Origin of the sequence: Populibacterium corticicola (assembly GCF_042683685.1) — a bacterium.
GTDB lineage: Bacteria > Actinomycetota > Actinomycetes > Actinomycetales > Cellulomonadaceae > Timonella > Timonella corticicola.
In genome coordinates, this window is sequence record NZ_JBHUOP010000009.1 from 1 (window position 1) to 20202 (window position 20202).

A 20202-nucleotide genomic window follows, 5' to 3' on the forward strand; every position below is an offset into this window, starting at 1 on the left:
ACGATGCCTCAAACGCTACATCGCCCGAGACCTCTACCGCACACTCAACACACTGCACCACACCCCAGCGACAACTTGACAACTATAGAAGCGTCTCACCGGAAAGACGACATTGGAGAGGCAGCCCTCTAACTAGGATGCTCTACTCTCCAGATAAGCCGAAAACCCGACGCTAATATCCCGGATTTAACCGTCGAGACGATGCTGCCAATACCCTGGCTTACGGCGATGGTGCGCATAAGCAAGGATCACCATGCTCGTGTCGGTGAGGTAATAGATCACCCGGTAGGGAAACACGCTCACGCTTGCACTTCGCACCACGGGCAGTTCATCCCAACCCGGGAACACTGGTGCGGCATCCGGCCAATCAAGTACACGCTGGATCGTGGCGTCGATCGCGTCATAGAAGTCGTCACCAAGATACAACTGCTGATCGTCGTACCAGAACGCAGCTTCACGCAGTTCGGCGCGGGCTTCTGGATGTTCTCGTTTGACGAGGGTCACTTGCGACGTGCGGCAAGTTCGGCGCGAAGCTGCGCATGGGATTCATCCACATCGAGCATCTCGACTTTGCCGCTCTTGATGTCGTCAATGCGGTGACGCAACTCCGTGTGCCAGGCGGTATCAACTTCAACTTGATCCGAGCCCGTGTGATCGTCAAGGTCAAGGCTGAGAATGCCACGATGCAGCACTTCGGCGCGGTCGCGGCGATCCAACGACAGCAGCGCCTGTTCTACTTCAGCGACGGTCATCGACATACTCCAAGTGTACGCGGCACCCCTGACATTGCCCAAGGCTTACGCCCACCAAGCCTCTACATGCGTAGGTAAATGCGACATGGTGGTTTTCCGGAATCACCCACCATGAAAAATCGCACTCTCACCGGAAAATCACCATGTCGGGGGTGCTAGCCCTCTAACCCCGTACACCGGGGCTAAACTTGCGGAAGAAATGAAAAATCCCCTGCCTGAGCAGGGGATTCATCTTGTGGCTCCGACCGGCATCGATCCGGTGACCTTTCGATTTTCAGTCGAACGCTCTACCAACTGAGCTACAGAGCCTTGGTTGTCCATACTAGTATGAACCGCGACCCCGACGGGACTTGAACCCGCGACCTCCGCCGTGACAGGGCGGCGCGCTAACCAACTGCGCTACGGGGCCTAGATGATCTATCTAGACCGCTTCACAAACTCAATCGCTCATGAAGAGCGACCCCGACGGGACTTGAACCCGCGACCTCCGCCGTGACAGGGCGGCGCGCTAACCAACTGCGCTACGGGGCCTTAGTTAAGGCCTTGCCTTTGCCAGTGAGACTGGCGGTTAGTTGATGTGAATCAACTGGTACCCCCAACGGGATTCGAACCCGTGTTACCGCCGTGAAAGGGCGGCGTCCTAGGCCACTAGACGATGGGGGCTTTGCTTTCACGGTCTGCTGTACCCCAGCGGCCCGTGCCTGCTGAAAAATCATATGGGTAAACCTGTTCAAAAAGCAAAACGGTTTTCTGCGAAGATTGGCCTATGGTCGAGATGTCTCGTGAGGAATTTGAACTGGCGGTTTCGGACGCGTTGGATCAACTGCCGGCTGATCTCGTGCCCCATATTGATAACGTTGTGGTGTTCGTTGAAGGTGAGCCACCTGCGGAAACGCCTGATTTGCTGGGGGTTTATGACGGTGTTCCCCTCACTGAACGGGGTTTCATGTGGGGTGCTGGGGCACTTCCTGATCGCATCACCATCTACATGAATCCGACGTTGCGCATGTGCGAATCTGTGGAGGAAGTGGTTGAGGAGGTTCTCGTCACAGTTGTGCATGAGGTCGCCCACTACTTCGGTATTGATGATGACCGGCTGCATGAACTAGGCTGGGCATAGACTTAATTCCACGATGAAAATAATAGAGATTCCGGAAGCCACGACGTATGGCAGACGCGGAATCCCAGACGAGAGGTGAAGTCATGGCAGTACTCGTAACCGGTGGAGCAGGCTACATTGGGGCCCACGTTGTACGGCTCCTGCAGGAACAGGGAACCGACGTTGTGGTCGTGGACAACCTGAGCACCGGGCGCGCAGATCGCATTGGCGGCGCAACGCTCGTGGAACTCGACGTAGCGAGCCCTGAAGCCAAGGACCTTCTCCCGGAAACCATGAAGAAGCACGGCGTCACCGCTGTCATTCACTTCGCGGCCCAGAAGCAGGTCGGTGAATCTGTTGCCCGCCCAATGTTCTACTACGAGCAGAACGTGGGTGGCATGGCCAACGTCATCTCCGCGATGGAGGCATCAGGTGCACGCGACCTGGTCTTCTCCTCATCGGCGGCGACCTACGGTATGCCTCCCGTCGCTGTGGTCACTGAAGACGTCGACATGAAGCCGATCAACCCGTACGGCGAGACCAAGCTCATCGGTGAGTGGATGGGACGCGCTGCGGGCAAGGCATTCGGCCTGCGGTTTGCGGGCCTGCGCTACTTCAACGTTGCCGGTGCTGGTTGGGATGACCTTGGCGACCCAGCGATCCTCAACCTCATCCCGATGGTGCTTGATCGGGTTGCCAAGGGTCAGGCCCCACTGATCTTCGGCGCGGACTATGACACCGAGGACGGAACGTGCGTTCGCGACTACATCCACGTGCTCGACCTAGCCAAGGCGCACATCGCCGCGCTTGACTACCTGCAGCAGGACGAGCGTTCGGTTGACGTGTTCAACGTTTCGACCGGTGAAGGGGCATCGGTGAAGGACATCATTGATGGTCTCGCGAAGGCTTCGGGAATCGATATCCAGGCTGAGATCCGCGACCGCCGCGCAGGCGACCCGCCGCACCTGATTGGTTCCGCCAAGCGCATCAACGAGGTACTCGGCTGGCATGCCGAGAAGAACCTCGACGACATCCTGAACTCCGCGTGGTCCGCCTGGCAGGCAGGCCCGAACCGGATCGAACTGTAGGTCCAGTTTCATTGCCGACGAGTCGGGGACCGGCCGGCATTGCCGCCAGTGTGGTCCTCGCATACGTAGGGGAGTTTCGCGACAACGCGAACGCAGCCCCAACATGATCCGGTTATGACGCGAGCCCTCGTCTTCCAGCGCAATGCCCGCTGGAAGACGAGGGCTCGTCGCACATCGGCCGAAAACAACCAGAGCCAAGGAGCCTCAGCCGTGACCCTAGAGCCCGCAGAACTCACATTTACCGACGTTGAGGCGGCAGCACAGCGCATTACCGGAAGGGTGCGCCCGCTGACCGTGGCCCGACTCGGAGAAGTGGCCGGGATAGCTGGCGATGTGTTTGCTGGCCTCGAGTTTCTGCAATACACGGGCACCTTCAAGGCTCGTGGAGCGCAAAACTTCCTTGAAGCCCATCGGGCTTCAGGTACGCTCCCGAAAGCCGGAGTGACCATTGCGTCCGGCGGCAACGCAGGGCTTGCGTGCGCGTGGGCTGCCGGACAGCAGGGAATCCCCGCGACCGTTTTCTTGCCGGAGAATGCTCCCCGGGTCAAGGCCGACAGACTACACGGATATGGTGCGGACGTGCGGCTGATCGGACACGAGTACGCTGAGGCGCTCGCAGCCTGTCACGAATTTGCCGCGCAGAGCGGTGCGCTCGTGTCACACGCCTACGACAACCCGTTGATCGCGGCAGGTGCTGGAACCTTGATGCTTGAACTCGTTGCCGCGCAACCAGAGTTGGACACCGTTGTCGTCTCTGTGGGTGGCGGCGGACTGTTTGCGGGCATCGCAACCGTGGCCCGACAATTCGGCATTCGAACCATCGCCGTGGAGCCGGAAAACTGTCGGGCATTGAACGAAGCACTCACCCGTGGCGAGGTGACCGAGGTGCCCGTGAACTCGGTTGCCGCCGATTCGCTGGGCGCCCGGTCCGTCTCCGAGACCGCATTGCGGGCGGCTCAGCATCCGCTCGTTGAGTCCGTGCTTGTGCCAGATGATGCGATTGTCAATGCACGCCGATACCTGTGGGCAGAACATCGTCTGCTGGTCGAGCACGCTGCCGCAACGGCGTTCGCCGGGCTGACCCATGCCAGTGGATATCGGCCTGACAGCGGTGAGAAGGTTGCCGTTGTGCTCTGCGGGGCGAACACCGACCCCAGCGATGTAGCCGTCTAGCGTCACAGATTTGATTGCCGACGAGTCGGGGACCGGCCGGCATTGCCGCCAGTGTGGTCCTCGCGCACGTAGGGGAGTTCCGTGACAACATGAACGCAGCCCCGACATGACCCGATATGATGCGAGCCCTCGTCTTCCAGCGCAACGTGCGCTGGAAGACGAGGGCTCGTCGCCAATCTGAGGTTTTATAAGGCGTGAAACGCCTGAACTACTTGACGTACCGGTTGATCGCCCATGCCGCTATGGCACCGACACTCACGCCGAACACGATGAACATGCGGTTGGTGGTGGCCATCGAAATCGCGTTGCCTGCCGCGAAGCACACAACGATGATGATGCCACCGAGGAGCCAGTTCGCCTGCTGGTGTTGCTTTTCGATCTCGCGGCGCTGCTCCGGGGTCAAGTCATCGTTGTGAGGCATGAACCTAGCCTACCCCTGAGCATGTGATGTCTGGGAAACCGTGCCCCGGCCATCTGAGGTATTACCCACCCGTTTTGCGACGAGACCACCCGTGAATAACGGGTGGTCTCGACAGTTTTTGTATAGGCAATGAACGCCGACGGGCGGAGAACGTGAACGCTCGCTTAAGGAACGAGCGTCGCTAGAGCGCGAACGATGTCGTCGACGCGTTCCTTCGCGTCACCGAACAGCATGGAGGTGTTCTCCTTGAAGAACAGCGGGTTCTGGACGCCCGCATAGCCGACGGCCATGGAACGTTTGAACACGATGACTTGTCTCGCATTCCACACCTGGATGACCGGCATTCCCGCGATGGGGGAGGTTGGGTCGTCCTCGGCGGCAGGGTTGACGGTGTCGTTTGCGCCGATCACAAGAACTAGGTCGGTTGCGGCCATGTCCTCGTTGACCTCCTCGAGTTCCTCCACGATGTCGTAGGGAACCTTGGCCTCTGCGAGGAGCACGTTCATGTGCCCAGGGAGGCGGCCTGCGACGGGGTGGACGCCGAAGACGACTTCCTTGCCTTCATTGCGTAGCCGCGTGGTCAGTTCAGCGACAGGGTATTGCGCCTTTGCCACGGCCATGCCGTATCCGGGCGTGATGAGGATGCGCTTGGCGGTCTTGAGGAGGTCTGCGACTTCCTCCGCGGTGACCTCGGTGTGTTCGCCCTCGACGACTGCCCCGGTTGGTGAGCCACCGTCCGAGCCGAATCCACCGAGGATAACGGAGATGAACTTGCGGTTCATCGCCTTGCACATGATGTAGGAGAGGATCGCACCGGACGAACCGACGAGTGCACCTGTGATGATGAGCAGGTCGTTCGAGAGCATGAATCCGGCCGCGGCCGCCGCCCAACCCGAATACGAGTTGAGCATCGAGACGACCACGGGCATGTCTCCACCACCGATGGCCATGACCAGGTGCCAGCCCACGAAGAGTGCAAGCAGCGTCATGATGATGAGCGGGATGATGCTCGGCGAGGCGATGAACCAGGCCATAAGCCCGAGTGAGGCGAGGACGGCACCCGCGTTGAGCCAGTGGCGGCCAGGCAGCGTGAGCGGTGCGGTCTTGATCTTGGCAGCGAGCTTGAGCCACGCCACGATCGACCCGGTGAAGGTGATCGCACCGATGAAGACTCCGAGGAACACCTCGATGAGGTGGACGGTGTCGTGCGTGGTGTCGGTCAGGTAGGAGTTGAAGCCGACGAGGACGGCAGCGAGACCCACGAACGAGTGGAGGATCGCGATCATCTCCGGCATCTGGGTCATCTCGACCTTGCGTGCCCGCCACGAGCCGATGAGCGCACCGATTCCGAGGGCACCGAAGATCAGGGCGGCGGTGACGCCGACTTCGCGTTCGGAACGGTCGAGTGCGAGGAGCACGGTTGCGGCAAGCGCGAGGACCATGCCTGCCTGTCCGGCTCGGTTTCCTGCGCGGGCGGTTTCCTGACGGGAGAGCCCTGCGAGGGAGAGGATGAACAGGACACCTGCGATCAGGTAGATTGCCTGCACGAATTGGGTGAGGTTTTCCATGTCAGGCGTCCTTTCGGAACATTTCGAGCATTCGGCCGGTCACGAGGAATCCACCGAAGATGTTGATGGATGCGACGGTTGCGGCGGCGAATGCAAGTGCGGTGACGAGCCAGTCGGTGCTTCCGAGTTGCAGGAGGGCGCCCACGAGGATGATGCCGGAGATTGCGTTGGTCTGCGCCATCAGTGGGGTGTGCAGCGCGTGGCTGACTCCGTTGATGACGTAGAAGCCGATGATGACGGCGAGTACGAACACGGTGAAGTGCATCGCGAAAGCAGGCGCGGAGAATGTTATGGCGGCAACGAGTAGGAGGGCTGCGATTGCTGCTGAGACGAGTCGGCCGCGGCCTTTGTTTTGGCTTGGCGACGATACCGCGGGTTCCGGTGTGGCCTGCGTGCCAGGGTTTGAAGCTGGTGCGACGGCGGGCGCTGCCGAGACCTGGACGGGCGGCGGCGGCCACAGGACTGAGGATTCGTGGGTCACGGTGATGCCACGTACGATCACGTCTTCGAGGTCTACCGCGAGTTCGCCGTCCTTCTCGGGGGTCATGAGCTTGAGCAGGTTGACGATGTTCGTGCCGTAAAGCTGCGAGGTGTGCTTTGGCATGCGTCCCGGCAGGTCGGTGTATCCGATGATGGTGACACCGTTGTCGGTGACGATCTTCTTGCCGGGCTCAGTGAGTTCGCAGTTTCCTCCGCTGGAGGCGGCGAGGTCCACAATGACGGAGCCGGGCTTCATGTTGGCGACCATCTCGGCGGTGATGGTGATGGGCGCTTTACCGCGAATGAGTGCGGTGGACACGACCACATCTGCAGCGGCGGACTCGGCAGCGTAGACCCGCATGGTCGCGGCTTCTTGCTCGTCAGTCAGTTCGGATGCGTATCCGTCTGCCGACTCCTGGGCTGCCGCATCCACGCGAACGAAGGTGGCGCCCATGGATTCGATTTGTTCGGCCACGTCTGAGCGCACGTCATAGGCGCGCACATCGGCTCCGAGTGATCCGGCTGCACCCAGCGCCGCCAGGCCTGCGACACCCGCGCCGATGACGAAGACTCGTGCGGGTGGCGTCGAGCCTGCTGCCGTGACCTGACCGGCGAACATGCCTGCGTACGCCTCAGCCGCCTCGATGATGCCGCGATATCCCGACACGTTGGACATGCTGGAGAGTACGTCGAGGGCCTGTGCCCGCGAGATGCGTGGCACGGACATGAGGTTGAGAGCCGTGATGCCCTGTTCTTTGGCAGCAACGACGAAGTCGGGTGCGTCGTCTGGGTAGAGGCGAGAGATAAGGGTGGCGCCCTTGTTCATACTCGCGACCGCTGCAAGGTCGGGGGCGTCAACGGTAATGACTATGTCGCTCTGCCACACCTGCGAGGACTCAACAAGCTCAGCGCCGGCGTCTAGATATGCCTGATCGGTGATGCTTGCCCGGGCTCCGGCGTCGTTTTCGACAGCGACGGTGTAGCCGAGCTTGATGAGTTGCTCAACGGTTTTCGGTGTGGCCGCAACGAGCCGCTGGTCTGCGGCTGCTTCTCTGGGTACTCCAATACGCACGGGCTTCTCCATTAGAAAGATTACGGTCCAGTCATTTCTATCAACGTGGGATGACTTGGGGTCGGGACCTCGGTCCTCAAAATGACGCATACCGAGCCCTATCGTCTCACTATGAGGGCAAATGGTGCCATATGCGATCGCGAATGACCTGCAAATTGTTAACCCATTGACAGTCTGAATTGTTAACTGGTTAACTATCTTGTATGGATCAAGAACCCACAACCAGGCCTGCGGTGAAAATCGCAGAGCTGACAACCCATGCCGCGATGCTTCTGGAAGCCCATGCCGATGAGTATCTGCGCAAGAACTTCGCGATCACCTACCACCAGTACGTGCTCTTTGCCGTCTTGTCGGAGAAAGAGCCCACGGACCTCACAACGCTCGCTGCCTGCCTCAACGTCTCGAAGGCTGCCGTATCCAAGCGCTTGCCGGGCCTCCAAGAGGCTGGGTACCTGGTTGCCGTTCCGGCCGAGCACTCCAAGCGAAGCCTGACTGTGACCCTGACAGATAAGACCCGAGGGATACTCGCTCAGGCTGGTCCAGAACTCGAGGCGCTCCTGCATGCCAAACTCGAGCATTCCGGCTTGCCGTTGGACGCTGACCTCTTGGCCAGGCAGCTTGAAGTGTTGGTTTCTGTTCTAGAAGACGGGGATGAGTAGCATGAATACCGTTTCCACCCAGATGTCTGAGGGGCAAGACCTCTCAGATGGAGGAGGGCGCCCAATGCGGATTGTGGTCATCATCGGACACCCCATCCCAGGTTCGCTCAGTCACGCCCTTGCGGCGCGATACGTGGCTGAACTACACGGCGAGTCGCGAGCCGATGTCATGATCTCGGTGATTGACCTCGCCGAGACCCGTGTGCCCATGCATGTCCATCCGGCGCGGGAACAGTTGCGCGCCAAGGCAGGGCGCGATCATCTCGATCCACAGGTCCGGGCTTGGCTCGAAACCGTGGAAAGAGCTGACCATCTTGTGTGGTTCTTTCCCCAGTGGTGGGGGACCTATCCGGCGGTGCTCAAGGCGTTCATTGACTCGGTGTTTCTGTCGGGAGTGGCGTTCGTCTATGACGAGAAGCTTCCGAAAGGGCTGTGGGGCGGAAAGACATCACGAGCCTTCGCGACCATGGACTCGCCAAAGTGGTGGAATTCGATGTGGTACCGCAACGCGATGATGTCCTCGTTGAACCGTGCGGTGCTGCGCTATGTCGGGGTGAAGCCCTTGCCTTCGAGTGTGTTCACCCCGGTCCGTTCCTCAGAACCCAAGGTGCGCACCCGATGGTTGCTCCAGGTTGCGGAGAGGGCTCGGGTGGATGCGCGGCTCTTGGAACGCAGACGAAATCGTCTCGGACGTTAAAAACGTCAAAAATTCGAGACAGTGGGGCACCTCACATGTCAGAAAAGGCATTCAGTCGACTCGTGGATTTGAGGGCGAGAGGGTCCGTTCGGTGCCGGCGGGGCCTTGGATGTCAGATAAATGGTTTAGATCATGCTGTTGTTTCGTAATTGGATCAGGATAGGGTTTCAAGGGTTAGGCGGGCCTTTCTTAGCAGAACCTAACTAAGGCCGCTTCAAAGAGAAACACATGTGAAGGGACAAGGTTTTGAAGGCAAACTTCCGTACTCGCAGCCTCGCGCTTGGAGTCATCGCGGCGTTCGCGCTTTCCGCTTGCGGATCGAACGCTGAGGAGAACCAGCCAGAGACAGACGCGACCACCCCAACCTCGGTGGTTGTCGAGGACAACAACGGTGAGCACACCATCAACTTGCCTCTCACCTCGGTCGCAGCAACCGACAACCGCACGTTTGAGGTGCTTGACTCGTGGGGCGTTGAACTGACCGCGGGCGCTCGTGCACTGATGCACAGCAACGTGAGCTACAAGGACAACGACGCCATCGCTGACCTGGGTAACCACGGTGAGCCAAACTTCGAAGCCGTCGTTGCAACGGCTCCACAGGTCATCGTGAACGGCCAGCGGTTCTCGCAGTTCCACGAAGACCTCGTCAAGGCGGCCCCAGATGCAGTCGTGCTTGAACTCGACCCACGCGAGGGCCAGCCGTTTGACGCTGAACTCAAGCGCCAGGTCACCGTGCTCGGTGAGGTATTCGGTAAGCAGAGCGAGGCTGCACAGCTTGTTGCCGACTTCGACGCCTCGATTGAACGTGTCAAGGCTGCCTACAGCCCCGACCAGAAGGTCATGGGTGTTATCACCTCCGGCGGCAACATCGGCTACGTCGTTCCAAGCACCGGCCGTACCATCGGCCCACTGTTTGACATCTTCGGATTCACCCCAGCGCTTGAGGTGGATGGGTCTGATGACCATCAGGGCGACGACATCTCCGTGGAGGCCATTGCACAGTCCAACCCAGATCTCATCATCGTGATGGACCGTGACGGTGGCTTCGCCGAGGCAGACCGCGGTGAGGACTACCAGCCGGCAGCCCAGATCCTTGAGAACTCCGAAGCGCTCAAGAACGTAACTGCAGTCCAGAACGGCAACATCGCGTACTTCCCAGAGGACACCTACCTCAACGAGGGCATCTCGACATACACCGAACTGTTCAACTCACTTGCAGATCTGCTTGAGAAGAACTGATTCGGCAGGAGTCCCGCCAAGCGTCTTGTCGACACTGACGCGTTAGCGGCGACTACCGTACCGGGCCCCACAAGCGATCATGCCTGTGGGGCGCCGGTGTCATAAGACCCAAGGAATACCATGACCCAAACGGTCACTCCCACCGAACAGAAACCGCGCAACCGCACCCGCGAAAAGCTCTTCGACTGGAAACTCCTCATCGGTGTTGTCGCGGTTGGTTTACTGCTCGTCGTTTCCCTTTTCACGGGTGTGTACGACATCTTCAACGGTGATTTCGGACTTGAGATGTTTGCGATCACCCGTATTCCGCGCACGATTGCCCTCGTTCTCGCAGGCGCTGCCATGGCGATGTGCGGTCTGGTGATGCAGTTGCTCACGCAGAACCGTTTTGTGGAGCCGACGACCACTGGAACGACCGAGTGGGCGGGCCTGGGTCTCCTGCTCATGCTGATTCTGGTCCCGAACGCGAGCCTCATGACGAAGATGGTTGCGGCGATCATCGCGTCGTTCGTGGGCACTATGATCTTCTTCCTGTTCCTGCGCCGAGTGCAATTGACCAGTTCGCTGATCGTCCCGATTGTGGGAATCATGATTGGTGCGGTCGTCGGCTCCGTCAGCACCTACCTGGCCCTGGTCACCAACAAACTCCAGAACCTCGGTGTCTGGTTCGCGGGGAGTTTCACCTCCGTGCTCCGGGGGCAGTACGAAGCACTGTGGATCGTGGCGTTTGTCGCAGTGGCGGTGTTTATCGCAGCGGACCGCTTTACAGTCGCAGGCCTCGGTGAGGACATTGCTACCAACGTGGGCCTGAACTACAACCAGGTCATCCTGTTGGGCACCGGACTGATTGCAGTTGCGACCGGCGTGGTAACGGTTGTTGTGGGTAATCTTCCATTTCTTGGGCTTATCGTCCCCAACGTCGTGTCCATGATTCGCGGTGATGACCTGCGCAGTAATCTCCCGTGGGTGTGCCTGCTCGGAATCGCAATAGTGACGGTGTGCGATCTCATCGGACGCACGATCATCATGCCGTTCGAGGTACCGGTCTCACTGATTCTCGGGGTGGTCGGCGCGGTCGTGTTCATTGCCCTGCTCCTGAGGAGTCGTCGCAATGCCTGAACCAACGGCACGTACCACGCAGGCAGATGAGGTCATAGACGCAGCGCAGGCTCACTTTGCCAACCATGACCTCGATGAACCGACAACAGGATCCGCGTCCGCTGCTCCGCAACCGAGTCAGGAGCCACGGAAGTCCGGTGCTTTCCTCACAAGGAAGGCCAAACGTCGCTATTTCTGGACTCTCAGTGCACTCGTCGTACTGGGTGCCTTCTTTGCAGTCGCGAACCTGACCTGGGCGATCCCCGTCCCTGCTGGAACTGCTGGGTTCTGGCGCATCATCGACATGCGCACGACCGCACTCGTCGTGATCCTTCTCGTGGTCACCTGTCAGGCCGTGGCCACGGTGTCCTTCCAGACGGTCACCAACAACCGCATCATCACGCCCTCCATCATGGGATTCGAGTCTCTGTACGTTGCGGTGCAGACCTCGGCCATCTACTTCCTTGGGGTTGCTGGCGTTTCTGCGGTGCAGGGCCTGCCGCAGTTCATCATGATGATCGTGCTGATGGTTGGTTTCTCACTCGCGCTCTACGGATGGCTGCTGTCCGGTAAGTACGGCAACCTTCAAGTCATGCTGCTGGTGGGAATCATCATTGGCGGTGGGTTGGGTTCAGTTTCCACGTTCATGCAGCGTCTGTTGACGCCCAGCGAGTTCGATGTCCTTGTCGCTCGTTTGTTCGGTTCGGTTGCGAAGGCCCGGCCAGAGTACTTCCCAGTTGCAATACCCCTGTGCATCATCGTAACCGCCGCCTTGATCTGGAAATCGCGTCGTCTGAACGTGATCGCCCTGGGTAGGGACCTGTCCACAAATCTTGGCATCAATCATCGGCGCGAGACGATGCAGGTGCTGTTCCTTGTCTCGATCCTCATGGCGGTCACCACCTCCATGATTGGGCCGATGACGTTTCTTGGATTCCTGATCGCGACCCTCGCCTACCAGATCGCGGGAACTCACGACCACCGGTACGTGTTCCCGATAGCCATTGCCACGGGGTTTGCCATCCTCAGCGGTGCCTATTTCATCCTCAAGAACGTGTTCTACGCGGAAGGTGCGGTCTCGATCATTATCGAGGCGGTCGGTGGTACCGCATTCCTCATTCTCATTCTTCGAAAGGGCAGGCTGTGATTACCCTCAAGGACGTTCGCAAGGACTACAGTTCCGAAGTCACGATCGGCCCGATCTCGCTTGAGATCCCCGCGGGTGGCGTCACGGCACTCGTCGGCCCAAATGGTGCGGGAAAATCGACCGTGCTCACCATCATTGGTCGCCTTCTCGGCGCCGATGAGGGGTCCATCGAGATCGCCGGGTACGACGTGGCGAAGACCAAGTCCAAGGACCTCGCCAAGATCGTGTCGATCCTGCGGCAGGAGAACCACTTCATCACGCGACTCACGGTTCGCCAACTCGTTGGGTTTGGCCGCTTCCCATACACGGGCGGACGACTGAACCGGGAGGACGAGGCGATCATCGACCGTTCAATCGACTTCTTCGAACTCACGGAACTGCAGGACCGCTACTTGGATCAACTCTCGGGTGGGCAGCGTCAGCGTGCGTATGTGGCGATGGTGTTGTGCCAGGACACCGAGTATGTGTTGCTCGACGAGCCGCTGAACAACCTCGACATGCGCCACTCCGTGCAGATGATGCAACATCTACGCCGTGTTGCCGACGAGCTTGGTCGCACCGTTGTGATCGTGCTGCACGACATCAACTTCGCGGGCCAGTATGCCGACCGCATCTGCGCCGTCAAAAACGGCAAGGTGGTTGAGTACGGTAAGGCGCGCGACCTGTTCCAATCCGAGAAACTCAGCAGGGTATTCGATACCCCGGTCTCCTGTATCGACGGCCCCAACGGGCCGCTCGCGGTCTACTACTGACCGGCATAACCTCCGCCCTGATGTGCGACGAGTCCCCTGCTTCCAGCGCCACCCACGTCATGGTGGGCCAAAACTGGAATCAGGGGACTCGTCGTCAACAAGGTAATCGGGACGGCTAGGCGTCATCCTCCTCAGAGGCCAGGCGCAAGCCTTTTGGAAGCGTGAAGGCGGGCGGTTTCTCCACGACGATCGTGGGTGCCGCCAGTTCTTCCTCAAGCAACTGCTTGTCTGGAATGAACTGTGTCATGAGTTCTTCGTTTCCCATGAACCAAATCTAGCCCTGCCCACTGTTGCGGGCAAGAGCGAGGCTGGATGCGTACAACGAGGCTATTTGATCAGATCTGCCATCTTCTTGGCGATGATTTCCGTGGCCTTCTTCGGTGCCAGGCGGTGCAGCCGGTCCATCATCTTTGCGTCCGAACCGATTGTTGCGCGGAACTTCCCCTTGACGATTGCATCAACAATCACGGCTCCAGCGTCTTTCGCGCTCGTCATCTTGTGCTTCGAGGCGCTGGCGTCATCGGAACTACGGCCAGCAAGACCCGAGTTGCCCGCGATGTTCGTGGCGATGGCGCCAGGGTAGATCGTGGTGACGGCAACGCGTGTGTCGATGAGCTCCGCGTATAGTCCCTCTGTCAGCAGTACGACCGCCGCCTTGGACGCGCCGTACACGCTCTGACCTGGAACCGGAGCCGTGGCACCCATGCTTGCCACGTTGACGAGAGCCGCCTCGGGCCGTGACATGAGTGTCGGCAGGAATGCCTGACAGGTGTTGATGACTCCGTAGAAGTTCACGTTCATGACCTTCTCGATCTCCTCAAGCGGAAGATCCACGACCTTGACGAACTTCTGGATGATTCCAGCCACATTGACCAGCCCGTCGGCTTTTCCGTGCAAGTCCTCGACCTGTGCGGGAAGTGCCATCATCGCCTCGCGGTCTGTGATGCTGAGCGCGTGCGCGGAGAAGCGGTCGCCCACCTGAGCAAGTTCAGCGGTCTCCTTGAGACCCGTCTCGTTGAGGTCTACGCCAGCCACTCGGCCACCAGCGGCGAGCAATTGCAGCGCCACCTCGCGTCCAATGCCGTTGCCTGCACCCGTGACAACGAATACTTTGTTCCTGATCTCCATGTCGCGCTCACTTTCGCCTTGTTGCGGGGTTGCTCCGGGGGAGTGATCTGTGCCCGCCGTTGGACACCTCCACCTCAGCCACAATCCTACGTGTCAGAAACCTGACACACAGCGGACTGAAGTCCTAGGAGTTTTTCTTCGGCGGGACCTCGGTCGAAGAAGAGGTTCTCTATCCGCTAGATCATGCGATTTTTACGCTTTATACACTGCTCGAGAGATCGGGTGAAAACGGACGCTTATGTCCGTTTATGTCGTTCTACAAATTGGTGTCAGAAAAGTTTAGAGTAACCGCCAAGCAGGTTAGGTGGTAGCGCGCAGCGTCAGACGTGACCGAACCAGAAGCTGAACGCGCGGAGCCTCGCTGAGACCAGTCGACGTGGTGCTGACGAGTGCCTTGACCGCTTGACTCATGATCTGATGTGGTTCCGGGGAGAGGGTGGTCACCGGTGGCTGGGCCAACTCAGCGGCGTTGGACCCCATGTTCAACGCGAGCACCATCAAATCCCTGGGTACGGCGAGTCCGATCAGTGCCGCCTCGTACAGCATGCCTGCGACAGCCAACTCGTTGAAGGAGACAACCGCCAGAGGTGCTGTGTGCTGTGCGCGGATGGCGTGCAGGGCGGTTCGCCCCGCCAAGGGGGTCGCCGGGGTCAGATGAACCGCGCACGAGACGCCATGCTCAAGCGCTGCTCGTTCCAGTTCACGGCGGATGCGAAGGGATGGGCCGAAACCACGAGAGTCACTCGTCCCGTCTGGCCCGAGGAACACGAAGTCACCGCATCCCCTAGCGGCTAGATGTGCGACGGCCTGATCAGCCTGATCGGCGTAATCGTTGTCCACATATGTCGGAATGTCGGCGGCATCAGGGGTTCCCACCAGAACAAAGGGCGTTCCCGAATCGCGCATTGGAGCAATACGCGGATCATCTGGCGTCACCTCCATCAGGATGACGCCATCAACCATTCCCTGATCGACCAGACTCCTCAGGCCCTCGGTATCCGAGAGCGGCTGGGTCCACAGCAGCAGGTGGTAACCCAGTCCCTGCGCCTTCTCGGCGGCGGCAGACACGTACTCGAACTCAGTTGACGACACTCCCTGTGGGCTGTGCGGATAGTGCAGCGCGATGACGCCTCGCCGTGCACCGGCCAGACCGCGCGCGAACGCATTGGGCGTGTAGTTCAACTCCCTCATGGCCGCGCGAACCTTGGCTTGAGTGTCCGCGGAGATCGGGCGTCGACCACTGATCACATACGACACGGTGCTCGACGACACCCCTGCCAGACGCGCGACATCATCGCGAGTGGCCATCCTCGCCTCCCTGAGGCCGCTTCATCGGTTGAATCGGAAGATCCCGTAGCCGAACGGGCCAACCTCGATCAGGTGCGAACTTTCGGTTGGCCCTGTGACCGCGGCATCGTCGCCGGAACCGGACGCGATGCTGGAACTGGCCTGCTCGTCGCCAATCGTGGCATTGCTGCCACGCAGTAATTCCGGATCTCCTGCTGGACACTCCACCCGTGCTGTCATAGTCTCGGCGCGAGGATTGATCGCAACGACATAGGACTCGCCCCGTTGGAACACGAATGGGTAGGAGGAGTTGAGCACTCGCGCGGCGGTGCCCGCGCCCAGCTCGGGATGATCTTCACGCAGCGCGAGCAGGGCGCGCACGTGATTGAGCAGCGAGTCTGGATCATTTAGCTGAGCGGCAACCGTCGGCCTGTCCTTGGACGGATCCTGCGGGAGATACAGGTACTCAGGGCGCGCCGAGGAGAAGCCCGCGTTGGGTAACCCGCCATCCCACTGCATCGGAGTGCGGCAACCCGAGCGATCGAACTTCGGGTTCCACCGACTGCCCTCCTTCTCGGGCGCATCAGGAAGATTGCGCATACCGATCTCGTCACCGAAGTAGATGGACGGCACAGAACCCCACGTCAACAGAAAGGTGAACGCCGCAAATGACTGCTCGATCCCGCGCTCCCCGGTCACCACGCGTGAAAAATCGTGATCCGAACTGGGCAGCACAATCAGCCGATCCTCGCCACACGCATCCCAACGATCCTGCCAGTATCCGAGGAACCTCTTGAGTGCCGCCGAGCCATCCGCAAGGGACACGTGAGCGTCGAAATAGCAGGGATCGTCATCCTCCTGCCACGGCAGTTTCCCCACGGAACCGTTGTTGAACAACGCAGAGTGTTCCTGCTGGATCACAAGTGCGAAGTCGCCGTCGAACCCGCCACTCTGACCCGCCGCGAGAGTGCGGTGCTCATCTGACTCAGGAAGCAGGACGGCATCCGGGTAGTTCTCGTGCATCCATCGTGAGATCTCGCGCCACAGGGCAGAGTTCTCCACGAGTCCTGGATCGTCCTTCACAAGCGAGAACGCCATGTCCACCCGGAACCCAGCCACACCCCGATCAAGCCAGAACCCGATGATCTCCTTGAGCGCCTCCCGGTTACGGCGAGGCCACTCGTCCGTTGGCAGTTGCCGCCACGGCTCGCTCGGGTCGAGTCTGGCGTAACCGAAGTTCAATGCGGGTTGCTCGGCAAAGAAGTTCTTGAGATACCAGCCCGTGCGCGGGCCGGGCGAAGGCACATAGGCGTCACCTGAGACGGTGGCTGCTGTGTCCCCGTCCGCTGGGGCCCACACATAGCGGTGATTCGACTGGTCCGCACAGGAATCCCTGAACCACTGATGCTCAATAGACGTGTGCCCGGCCACGAGGTCCAGCAACACTCGAATTCCGCGTCTCCTGGCTTCCTGCACGAGCGTTTCCATGGTCTCGTTGGTGCCGTATCGCGGAGCGATCCGTAGGTAATCGGCCACATCGTATCCAGCGTCGCGGAACGGTGAATCGAAGCAGGGATTGAACCAGATCGTGTTGATCCCGAGCCACTTCAGGTAGTCCAACTTCTCGATCACACCGTCAAGGTCGCCGATGCCATCGCCGTTCGTGTCGAGGAACGACTGCGGATAGATCTCGTAGATCACCGCATCCTTGAGCCATTCAGGTGGAGCAGGCAGAGCGCTGGTTGTCATCATTCGTCCGCGTGGTGTGTAGAGGGTATGGGAGTGACTGCATGAGGGAAGTGATCGACGCTGATCATCGACGCGCGTCGATTCTGCCCTTATCGTGGCATGTCTGGTTCCGGTGGGTCAATGGTTTTGCCTCATATTGCCGACGAGTTGGTTGCGTTCCGCCTCAAGCTCACGGTGTGGGGTTGCTCAGTGTGATTTCAGTGTTGCGGTTTTGGGAGGTGGGGTGTCATCGTCAGATTTTTTTGGCGGTAGATCGCATTCTCACCGCACAAAACGTGCGATGTCCCGAAAACGGCAAAAGCGGACCGGACGTTTTGACACGTCCGGCCCGCTTTTCGTGCGGTAGGCCCTGCGGGACTCGAACCCGCGACCCGCGGATTAAAAGTCCGATGCTCTACCAACTGAGCTAAAGGCCCACTCTGGGTCGCTGACCTAAAGGTCAACAGATCAAGGATACGCAATATCGGCGCGAAAAGAAAAACGGGCCAAAGGTGTGAACCGGGCCACAGCCTGCGTGGAAGTCGCAGAGAAGGGGTGTGGTGACAGACAACACTAAGTTGGCCTGTCACCACACCCCGAGAGCGGAAAACCGATGTCTACAGCAACCCGCGGCCGGCGTACCAGCCGTTGAGTGCGTCTGGACGATCGGTGATGATGCCATCGACTCCGAGTTCCACGAGCCTTGCCCACTGGTCTGGAGAGTTGGCGGTCCACGTTTGAACCTTGAGCCCTGCGTCGTGGGCTCGGTCGACCACCCCAGGGAGTTCGAACACATCCTCAACGAATGGGTTCAGGGTGTAGATGTCTCGGGCGGTGCACTGCTCAATGAGTTCGTCAACGCCAACCAGTGATTGAGCCGAGGAATGATCCTGAGCGGGTGCCAGGCGTTCGAGTGCTTCCCGCGAGATGACGAGAACGCCCCGGCGCATATCGGGTGCAACCTGCTCGTGAGCCTCGATGGTGAGTTGGTTGAACGATTGCAGGATGGTCTGCTCGCGGATGTCGTGGGCATCGATGATGTCGACGACCCGCCCGGTCTGCACGATGTCCCAGTCTCCCTTGAACTCGAGAAGTATCTCGACCTGGGGATGATGCGACATGAAGGCAGCGAACTGAGCGAACGTTGGTACCTGGGCACCGGCGAAAGCTGGACTGAACCAAGAACCTGCGTCCAGTGTTTGGATCTCGGTAACCGTATGGTCAGCAACCTGGCCGACACCGGAGGTGGTGCCGTCCAGGGTTGCATCGTGAATGACCACGGGCGTCCCCTCGCGTGATCGCACGATGTCCATCTCGATGCTTTTCGCGCCGGATGCGATGGCCGCTGCGAATGCGGGAAGGGTGTTCTCGGGCGTGACCGACCTGTTCCCGCGGTGGGCGATGATCTGTGGGATCACAGGTATGGCTCCACGTTTTCCTCGAATGCCTGCTCAAGGCGTGGTGTGATCTGCTTCCATGCCTCTTCTGCCGGGGTGTTGTTGAGGACGATTTCCTCGATTCCCTCGGTGAGGATTGCATCTCCACCCGGTACGAATACGCGGACCCAGTCCTGGTTGCGGGTCTTGGTCTCGAGTTGCTCGATGGCGACCTTGTACAGTGGGACCTCCTCGTAGAGGGCTTTCATGGTCTCGCTCTCACCTGCGGAGGTGCGTACTGGAACGTATCCGGTTGCCTGAGAGAACTTTGCGGTGTTCTCGGTGTTGGTGAGGAACTTGAGGAAGGTGGCTGCGGCGAGTTGCTGTTCGGGGGTGCGACCGTTCGGGATCGCGAGGCCGGTGCCGCCGGTTGGGACGCCGGGGCCTGCCTCGCCCTCTGGGAGGAATGCAGCGCCGACCTCGAAGGTCGCGGCGTCGAGGATGCCCTTGAGGGATCCGGTCGAACCGATGAAGGTGGCGAAGTAGCCCGCAGCGAAGTCTGCCTGGCTGTCGTTTCCAACGGACGCGAAATTCTTGTCGTGGTAGAGGCCGCGGAGCCATTCTCCGGCCGCGATGGCCTCTGGGGTGTCGAGGGTGACGTCCCATTCCTTGGAGAAGTTGGCGCCATTGGTCCACATGATGTTTGAACCCCACCAGGCTGCCCAGGAGGTTCCTGTTGCGAGGCCGAGAGGTGCACCGTCTGCTGGTGCCACCTCAGCGAGTTTTGGTGCCCACTCCTCGAACTCTGCCCAGGTCTCAGGGCCACGGTCGGGAAGACCAGCAGCCTCGAAGTGTTCCTTGTTGTAGTAGAACAGCGGCGTGGAACGTGCATATGGGGCCGCCCAGTGCTGTCCGTCGTAGAGGTAGTCGTTGTAGAGGGTCTCGTTGAAGTCGTCCACATCTGCCTCGAGGTATTCGAAGACATCGTCGAGTGGCATGATCTGGCCGTTGAGGAAGTAGCGGAACCACCAGACGTCGGAGGAGATCACTAGGTCCGGGAGGGCGTCGGTTCCTGCTGCGGCCTGGAATCGCTGTGCGATCTCGTCGTAGTTCGCGCCAGCGGTCACGAGGTTGACCTTGATGCCGGACTCTGCGGTGAAAGCCGCAGCGAGTTCCTCCTCGATGTCCTTGGATGCACCGGGGTGGTTGGACCACCAGGTGATCTCCTTTGCTGGTTCGATGGAGGCCCAGTCAATGGACTGCGTCTCGTTGTTGGAGCCGCCCTCGTTGGAGGTGGCTGGACCGGAGCAGGCGGCCACGGTTGCTGCGACGAGCCCAAGGCCGAGTGCCCTGGTGAGTGCCGAACGGCGGTTGCCGTGTGGTTGCGCGGATTTCGCACGGAACATGGGTTTCTCCAATGTTGGTTGGGTTCCGGTGC

General features: G+C 59.8%; 20 protein-coding genes and 5 tRNA genes. 9 read left to right on the forward strand and 16 right to left on the reverse strand.

Annotated features, from left to right (window positions below; translation table 11 throughout):
* Positions 1 to 186: 186 nt before the first annotated feature.
* The 6 genes from ACFSYH_RS14415 to ACFSYH_RS14440 form a co-directional block, all read right to left on the reverse strand.
* A complete protein-coding gene (locus ACFSYH_RS14415) occupies positions 187 to 504 on the reverse strand; it encodes a type II toxin-antitoxin system RelE/ParE family toxin (protein ID WP_377468078.1) in 318 nt (105 codons plus the stop codon).
* A complete protein-coding gene (locus ACFSYH_RS14420; protein WP_377468080.1) occupies positions 501 to 752 on the reverse strand; it encodes an addiction module protein in 252 nt (83 codons plus the stop codon). Before ACFSYH_RS14420 ends, ACFSYH_RS14415 begins: the two co-directional genes overlap by 4 nt.
* Positions 753 to 988: 236 nt before the next feature.
* Positions 989 to 1061 (reverse strand) — tRNA-Phe (locus ACFSYH_RS14425).
* 26 nt (positions 1062 to 1087) lie between these two features.
* Positions 1088 to 1161, reverse strand: a tRNA-Asp gene (locus tag ACFSYH_RS14430).
* A gap of 48 nt (positions 1162 to 1209) precedes the next feature.
* Positions 1210 to 1283, reverse strand: a tRNA-Asp gene (locus ACFSYH_RS14435).
* A gap of 56 nt (positions 1284 to 1339) precedes the next feature.
* A tRNA-Glu gene (locus ACFSYH_RS14440) sits at positions 1340 to 1415 on the reverse strand.
* A gap of 103 nt (positions 1416 to 1518) precedes the next feature.
* Between ACFSYH_RS14440 and ACFSYH_RS14445 the strand changes: the two genes are divergently transcribed.
* The 3 genes from ACFSYH_RS14445 (at position 1519) to ACFSYH_RS14455 (ending at position 4112) form a co-directional block, all read left to right on the forward strand.
* Complete coding sequence (locus ACFSYH_RS14445; protein WP_377468082.1) at positions 1519 to 1872, forward strand: metallopeptidase family protein; 354 nt, start codon at positions 1519 to 1521, stop codon at positions 1870 to 1872.
* A gap of 83 nt (positions 1873 to 1955) precedes the next feature.
* Entirely contained in the window at positions 1956 to 2939 is a 984-nt protein-coding gene (gene galE / locus ACFSYH_RS14450; protein ID WP_377468084.1) for a UDP-glucose 4-epimerase GalE, read from the forward strand.
* A 114-nt stretch (positions 2940 to 3053) separates the two neighbouring features.
* Positions 3054 to 4112, forward strand: a complete 1059-nt coding sequence (locus ACFSYH_RS14455; RefSeq protein ID WP_377468086.1) for a threonine/serine dehydratase — start codon at positions 3054 to 3056, stop codon at positions 4110 to 4112.
* 208 nt (positions 4113 to 4320) lie between these two features.
* On the opposite strand, the gene ACFSYH_RS14460 is transcribed toward ACFSYH_RS14455, so the two are convergent.
* The 3 genes from ACFSYH_RS14460 to ACFSYH_RS14470 form a co-directional block, all read right to left on the reverse strand.
* Entirely contained in the window at positions 4321 to 4533 is a 213-nt protein-coding gene (locus ACFSYH_RS14460) for a hypothetical protein (protein WP_377468088.1), read from the reverse strand.
* A 164-nt stretch (positions 4534 to 4697) separates the two neighbouring features.
* The gene (gene pntB / locus ACFSYH_RS14465) at positions 4698 to 6101 is read right to left on the reverse strand and encodes a Re/Si-specific NAD(P)(+) transhydrogenase subunit beta (RefSeq protein WP_377468090.1); all 1404 of its coding nucleotides are present in this window, start codon (positions 6099 to 6101) and stop codon (positions 4698 to 4700) included.
* Position 6102: 1 nt separating this feature from the next.
* Entirely contained in the window at positions 6103 to 7653 is a 1551-nt protein-coding gene (locus ACFSYH_RS14470) for a Re/Si-specific NAD(P)(+) transhydrogenase subunit alpha (protein ID WP_377468093.1), read from the reverse strand.
* A 203-nt stretch (positions 7654 to 7856) separates the two neighbouring features.
* On the opposite strand from ACFSYH_RS14470, the gene ACFSYH_RS14475 reads away from it, so the two are divergent.
* From ACFSYH_RS14475 to ACFSYH_RS14500, 6 genes are all read left to right on the forward strand, one after another.
* Positions 7857 to 8312, forward strand: coding sequence for a MarR family winged helix-turn-helix transcriptional regulator (locus ACFSYH_RS14475; protein WP_377468095.1), 456 nt, complete (start codon positions 7857 to 7859; stop codon positions 8310 to 8312).
* Positions 8305 to 9009, forward strand: a complete 705-nt coding sequence (locus ACFSYH_RS14480; RefSeq protein WP_377468097.1) for an NAD(P)H-dependent oxidoreductase — start codon at positions 8305 to 8307, stop codon at positions 9007 to 9009. Before ACFSYH_RS14475 ends, ACFSYH_RS14480 begins: the two co-directional genes overlap by 8 nt.
* Before the next feature lie 246 nt (positions 9010 to 9255).
* Positions 9256 to 10248: a siderophore ABC transporter substrate-binding protein gene (locus ACFSYH_RS14485; RefSeq protein WP_377468099.1), complete on the forward strand. Its 993-nt coding sequence runs from the start codon at positions 9256 to 9258 to the stop codon at positions 10246 to 10248.
* Positions 10249 to 10368: 120 nt separating this feature from the next.
* Positions 10369 to 11367, forward strand: coding sequence for an ABC transporter permease (locus ACFSYH_RS14490; RefSeq protein WP_377468101.1), 999 nt, complete (start codon positions 10369 to 10371; stop codon positions 11365 to 11367).
* A complete protein-coding gene (locus ACFSYH_RS14495) occupies positions 11360 to 12493 on the forward strand; it encodes an iron chelate uptake ABC transporter family permease subunit (RefSeq protein WP_377468103.1) in 1134 nt (377 codons plus the stop codon). The genes ACFSYH_RS14490 and ACFSYH_RS14495 overlap by 8 nt, the downstream gene beginning before the upstream one ends.
* Positions 12490 to 13245, forward strand: coding sequence for an iron ABC transporter ATP-binding protein (locus tag ACFSYH_RS14500; protein WP_377468105.1), 756 nt, complete (start codon positions 12490 to 12492; stop codon positions 13243 to 13245). Before ACFSYH_RS14495 ends, ACFSYH_RS14500 begins: the two co-directional genes overlap by 4 nt.
* A gap of 115 nt (positions 13246 to 13360) precedes the next feature.
* Here the strand turns inward: ACFSYH_RS14500 and ACFSYH_RS14505 are convergent, their stop codons facing one another.
* From ACFSYH_RS14505 to ACFSYH_RS14535, 7 genes are all read right to left on the reverse strand, one after another.
* The gene (locus ACFSYH_RS14505) at positions 13361 to 13510 is read right to left on the reverse strand and encodes a hypothetical protein (RefSeq protein ID WP_377468108.1); all 150 of its coding nucleotides are present in this window, start codon (positions 13508 to 13510) and stop codon (positions 13361 to 13363) included.
* 62 nt (positions 13511 to 13572) lie between these two features.
* Entirely contained in the window at positions 13573 to 14373 is an 801-nt protein-coding gene (locus ACFSYH_RS14510) for an SDR family NAD(P)-dependent oxidoreductase (protein ID WP_377468110.1), read from the reverse strand.
* A gap of 300 nt (positions 14374 to 14673) precedes the next feature.
* On the reverse strand, positions 14674 to 15681 hold the full coding sequence (locus ACFSYH_RS14515; RefSeq protein ID WP_377468112.1) for a LacI family DNA-binding transcriptional regulator: 1008 nt from the start codon (positions 15679 to 15681) through the stop codon (positions 14674 to 14676).
* Positions 15682 to 15702: 21 nt separating this feature from the next.
* Positions 15703 to 17409, reverse strand: coding sequence for an alpha-amylase family glycosyl hydrolase (locus ACFSYH_RS14520; RefSeq protein WP_377468114.1), 1707 nt, complete (start codon positions 17407 to 17409; stop codon positions 15703 to 15705).
* 343 nt (positions 17410 to 17752) lie between these two features.
* Positions 17753 to 17825 (reverse strand) — tRNA-Lys (locus tag ACFSYH_RS14525).
* Positions 17826 to 18005: 180 nt separating this feature from the next.
* Positions 18006 to 18806, reverse strand: a complete 801-nt coding sequence (locus tag ACFSYH_RS14530; RefSeq protein ID WP_377468116.1) for a glycerophosphodiester phosphodiesterase — start codon at positions 18804 to 18806, stop codon at positions 18006 to 18008.
* The gene (locus ACFSYH_RS14535; protein WP_377468118.1) at positions 18803 to 20170 is read right to left on the reverse strand and encodes an ABC transporter substrate-binding protein; all 1368 of its coding nucleotides are present in this window, start codon (positions 20168 to 20170) and stop codon (positions 18803 to 18805) included. The genes ACFSYH_RS14530 and ACFSYH_RS14535 overlap by 4 nt, the downstream gene beginning before the upstream one ends.
* Positions 20171 to 20202: the final 32 nt, after the last annotated feature.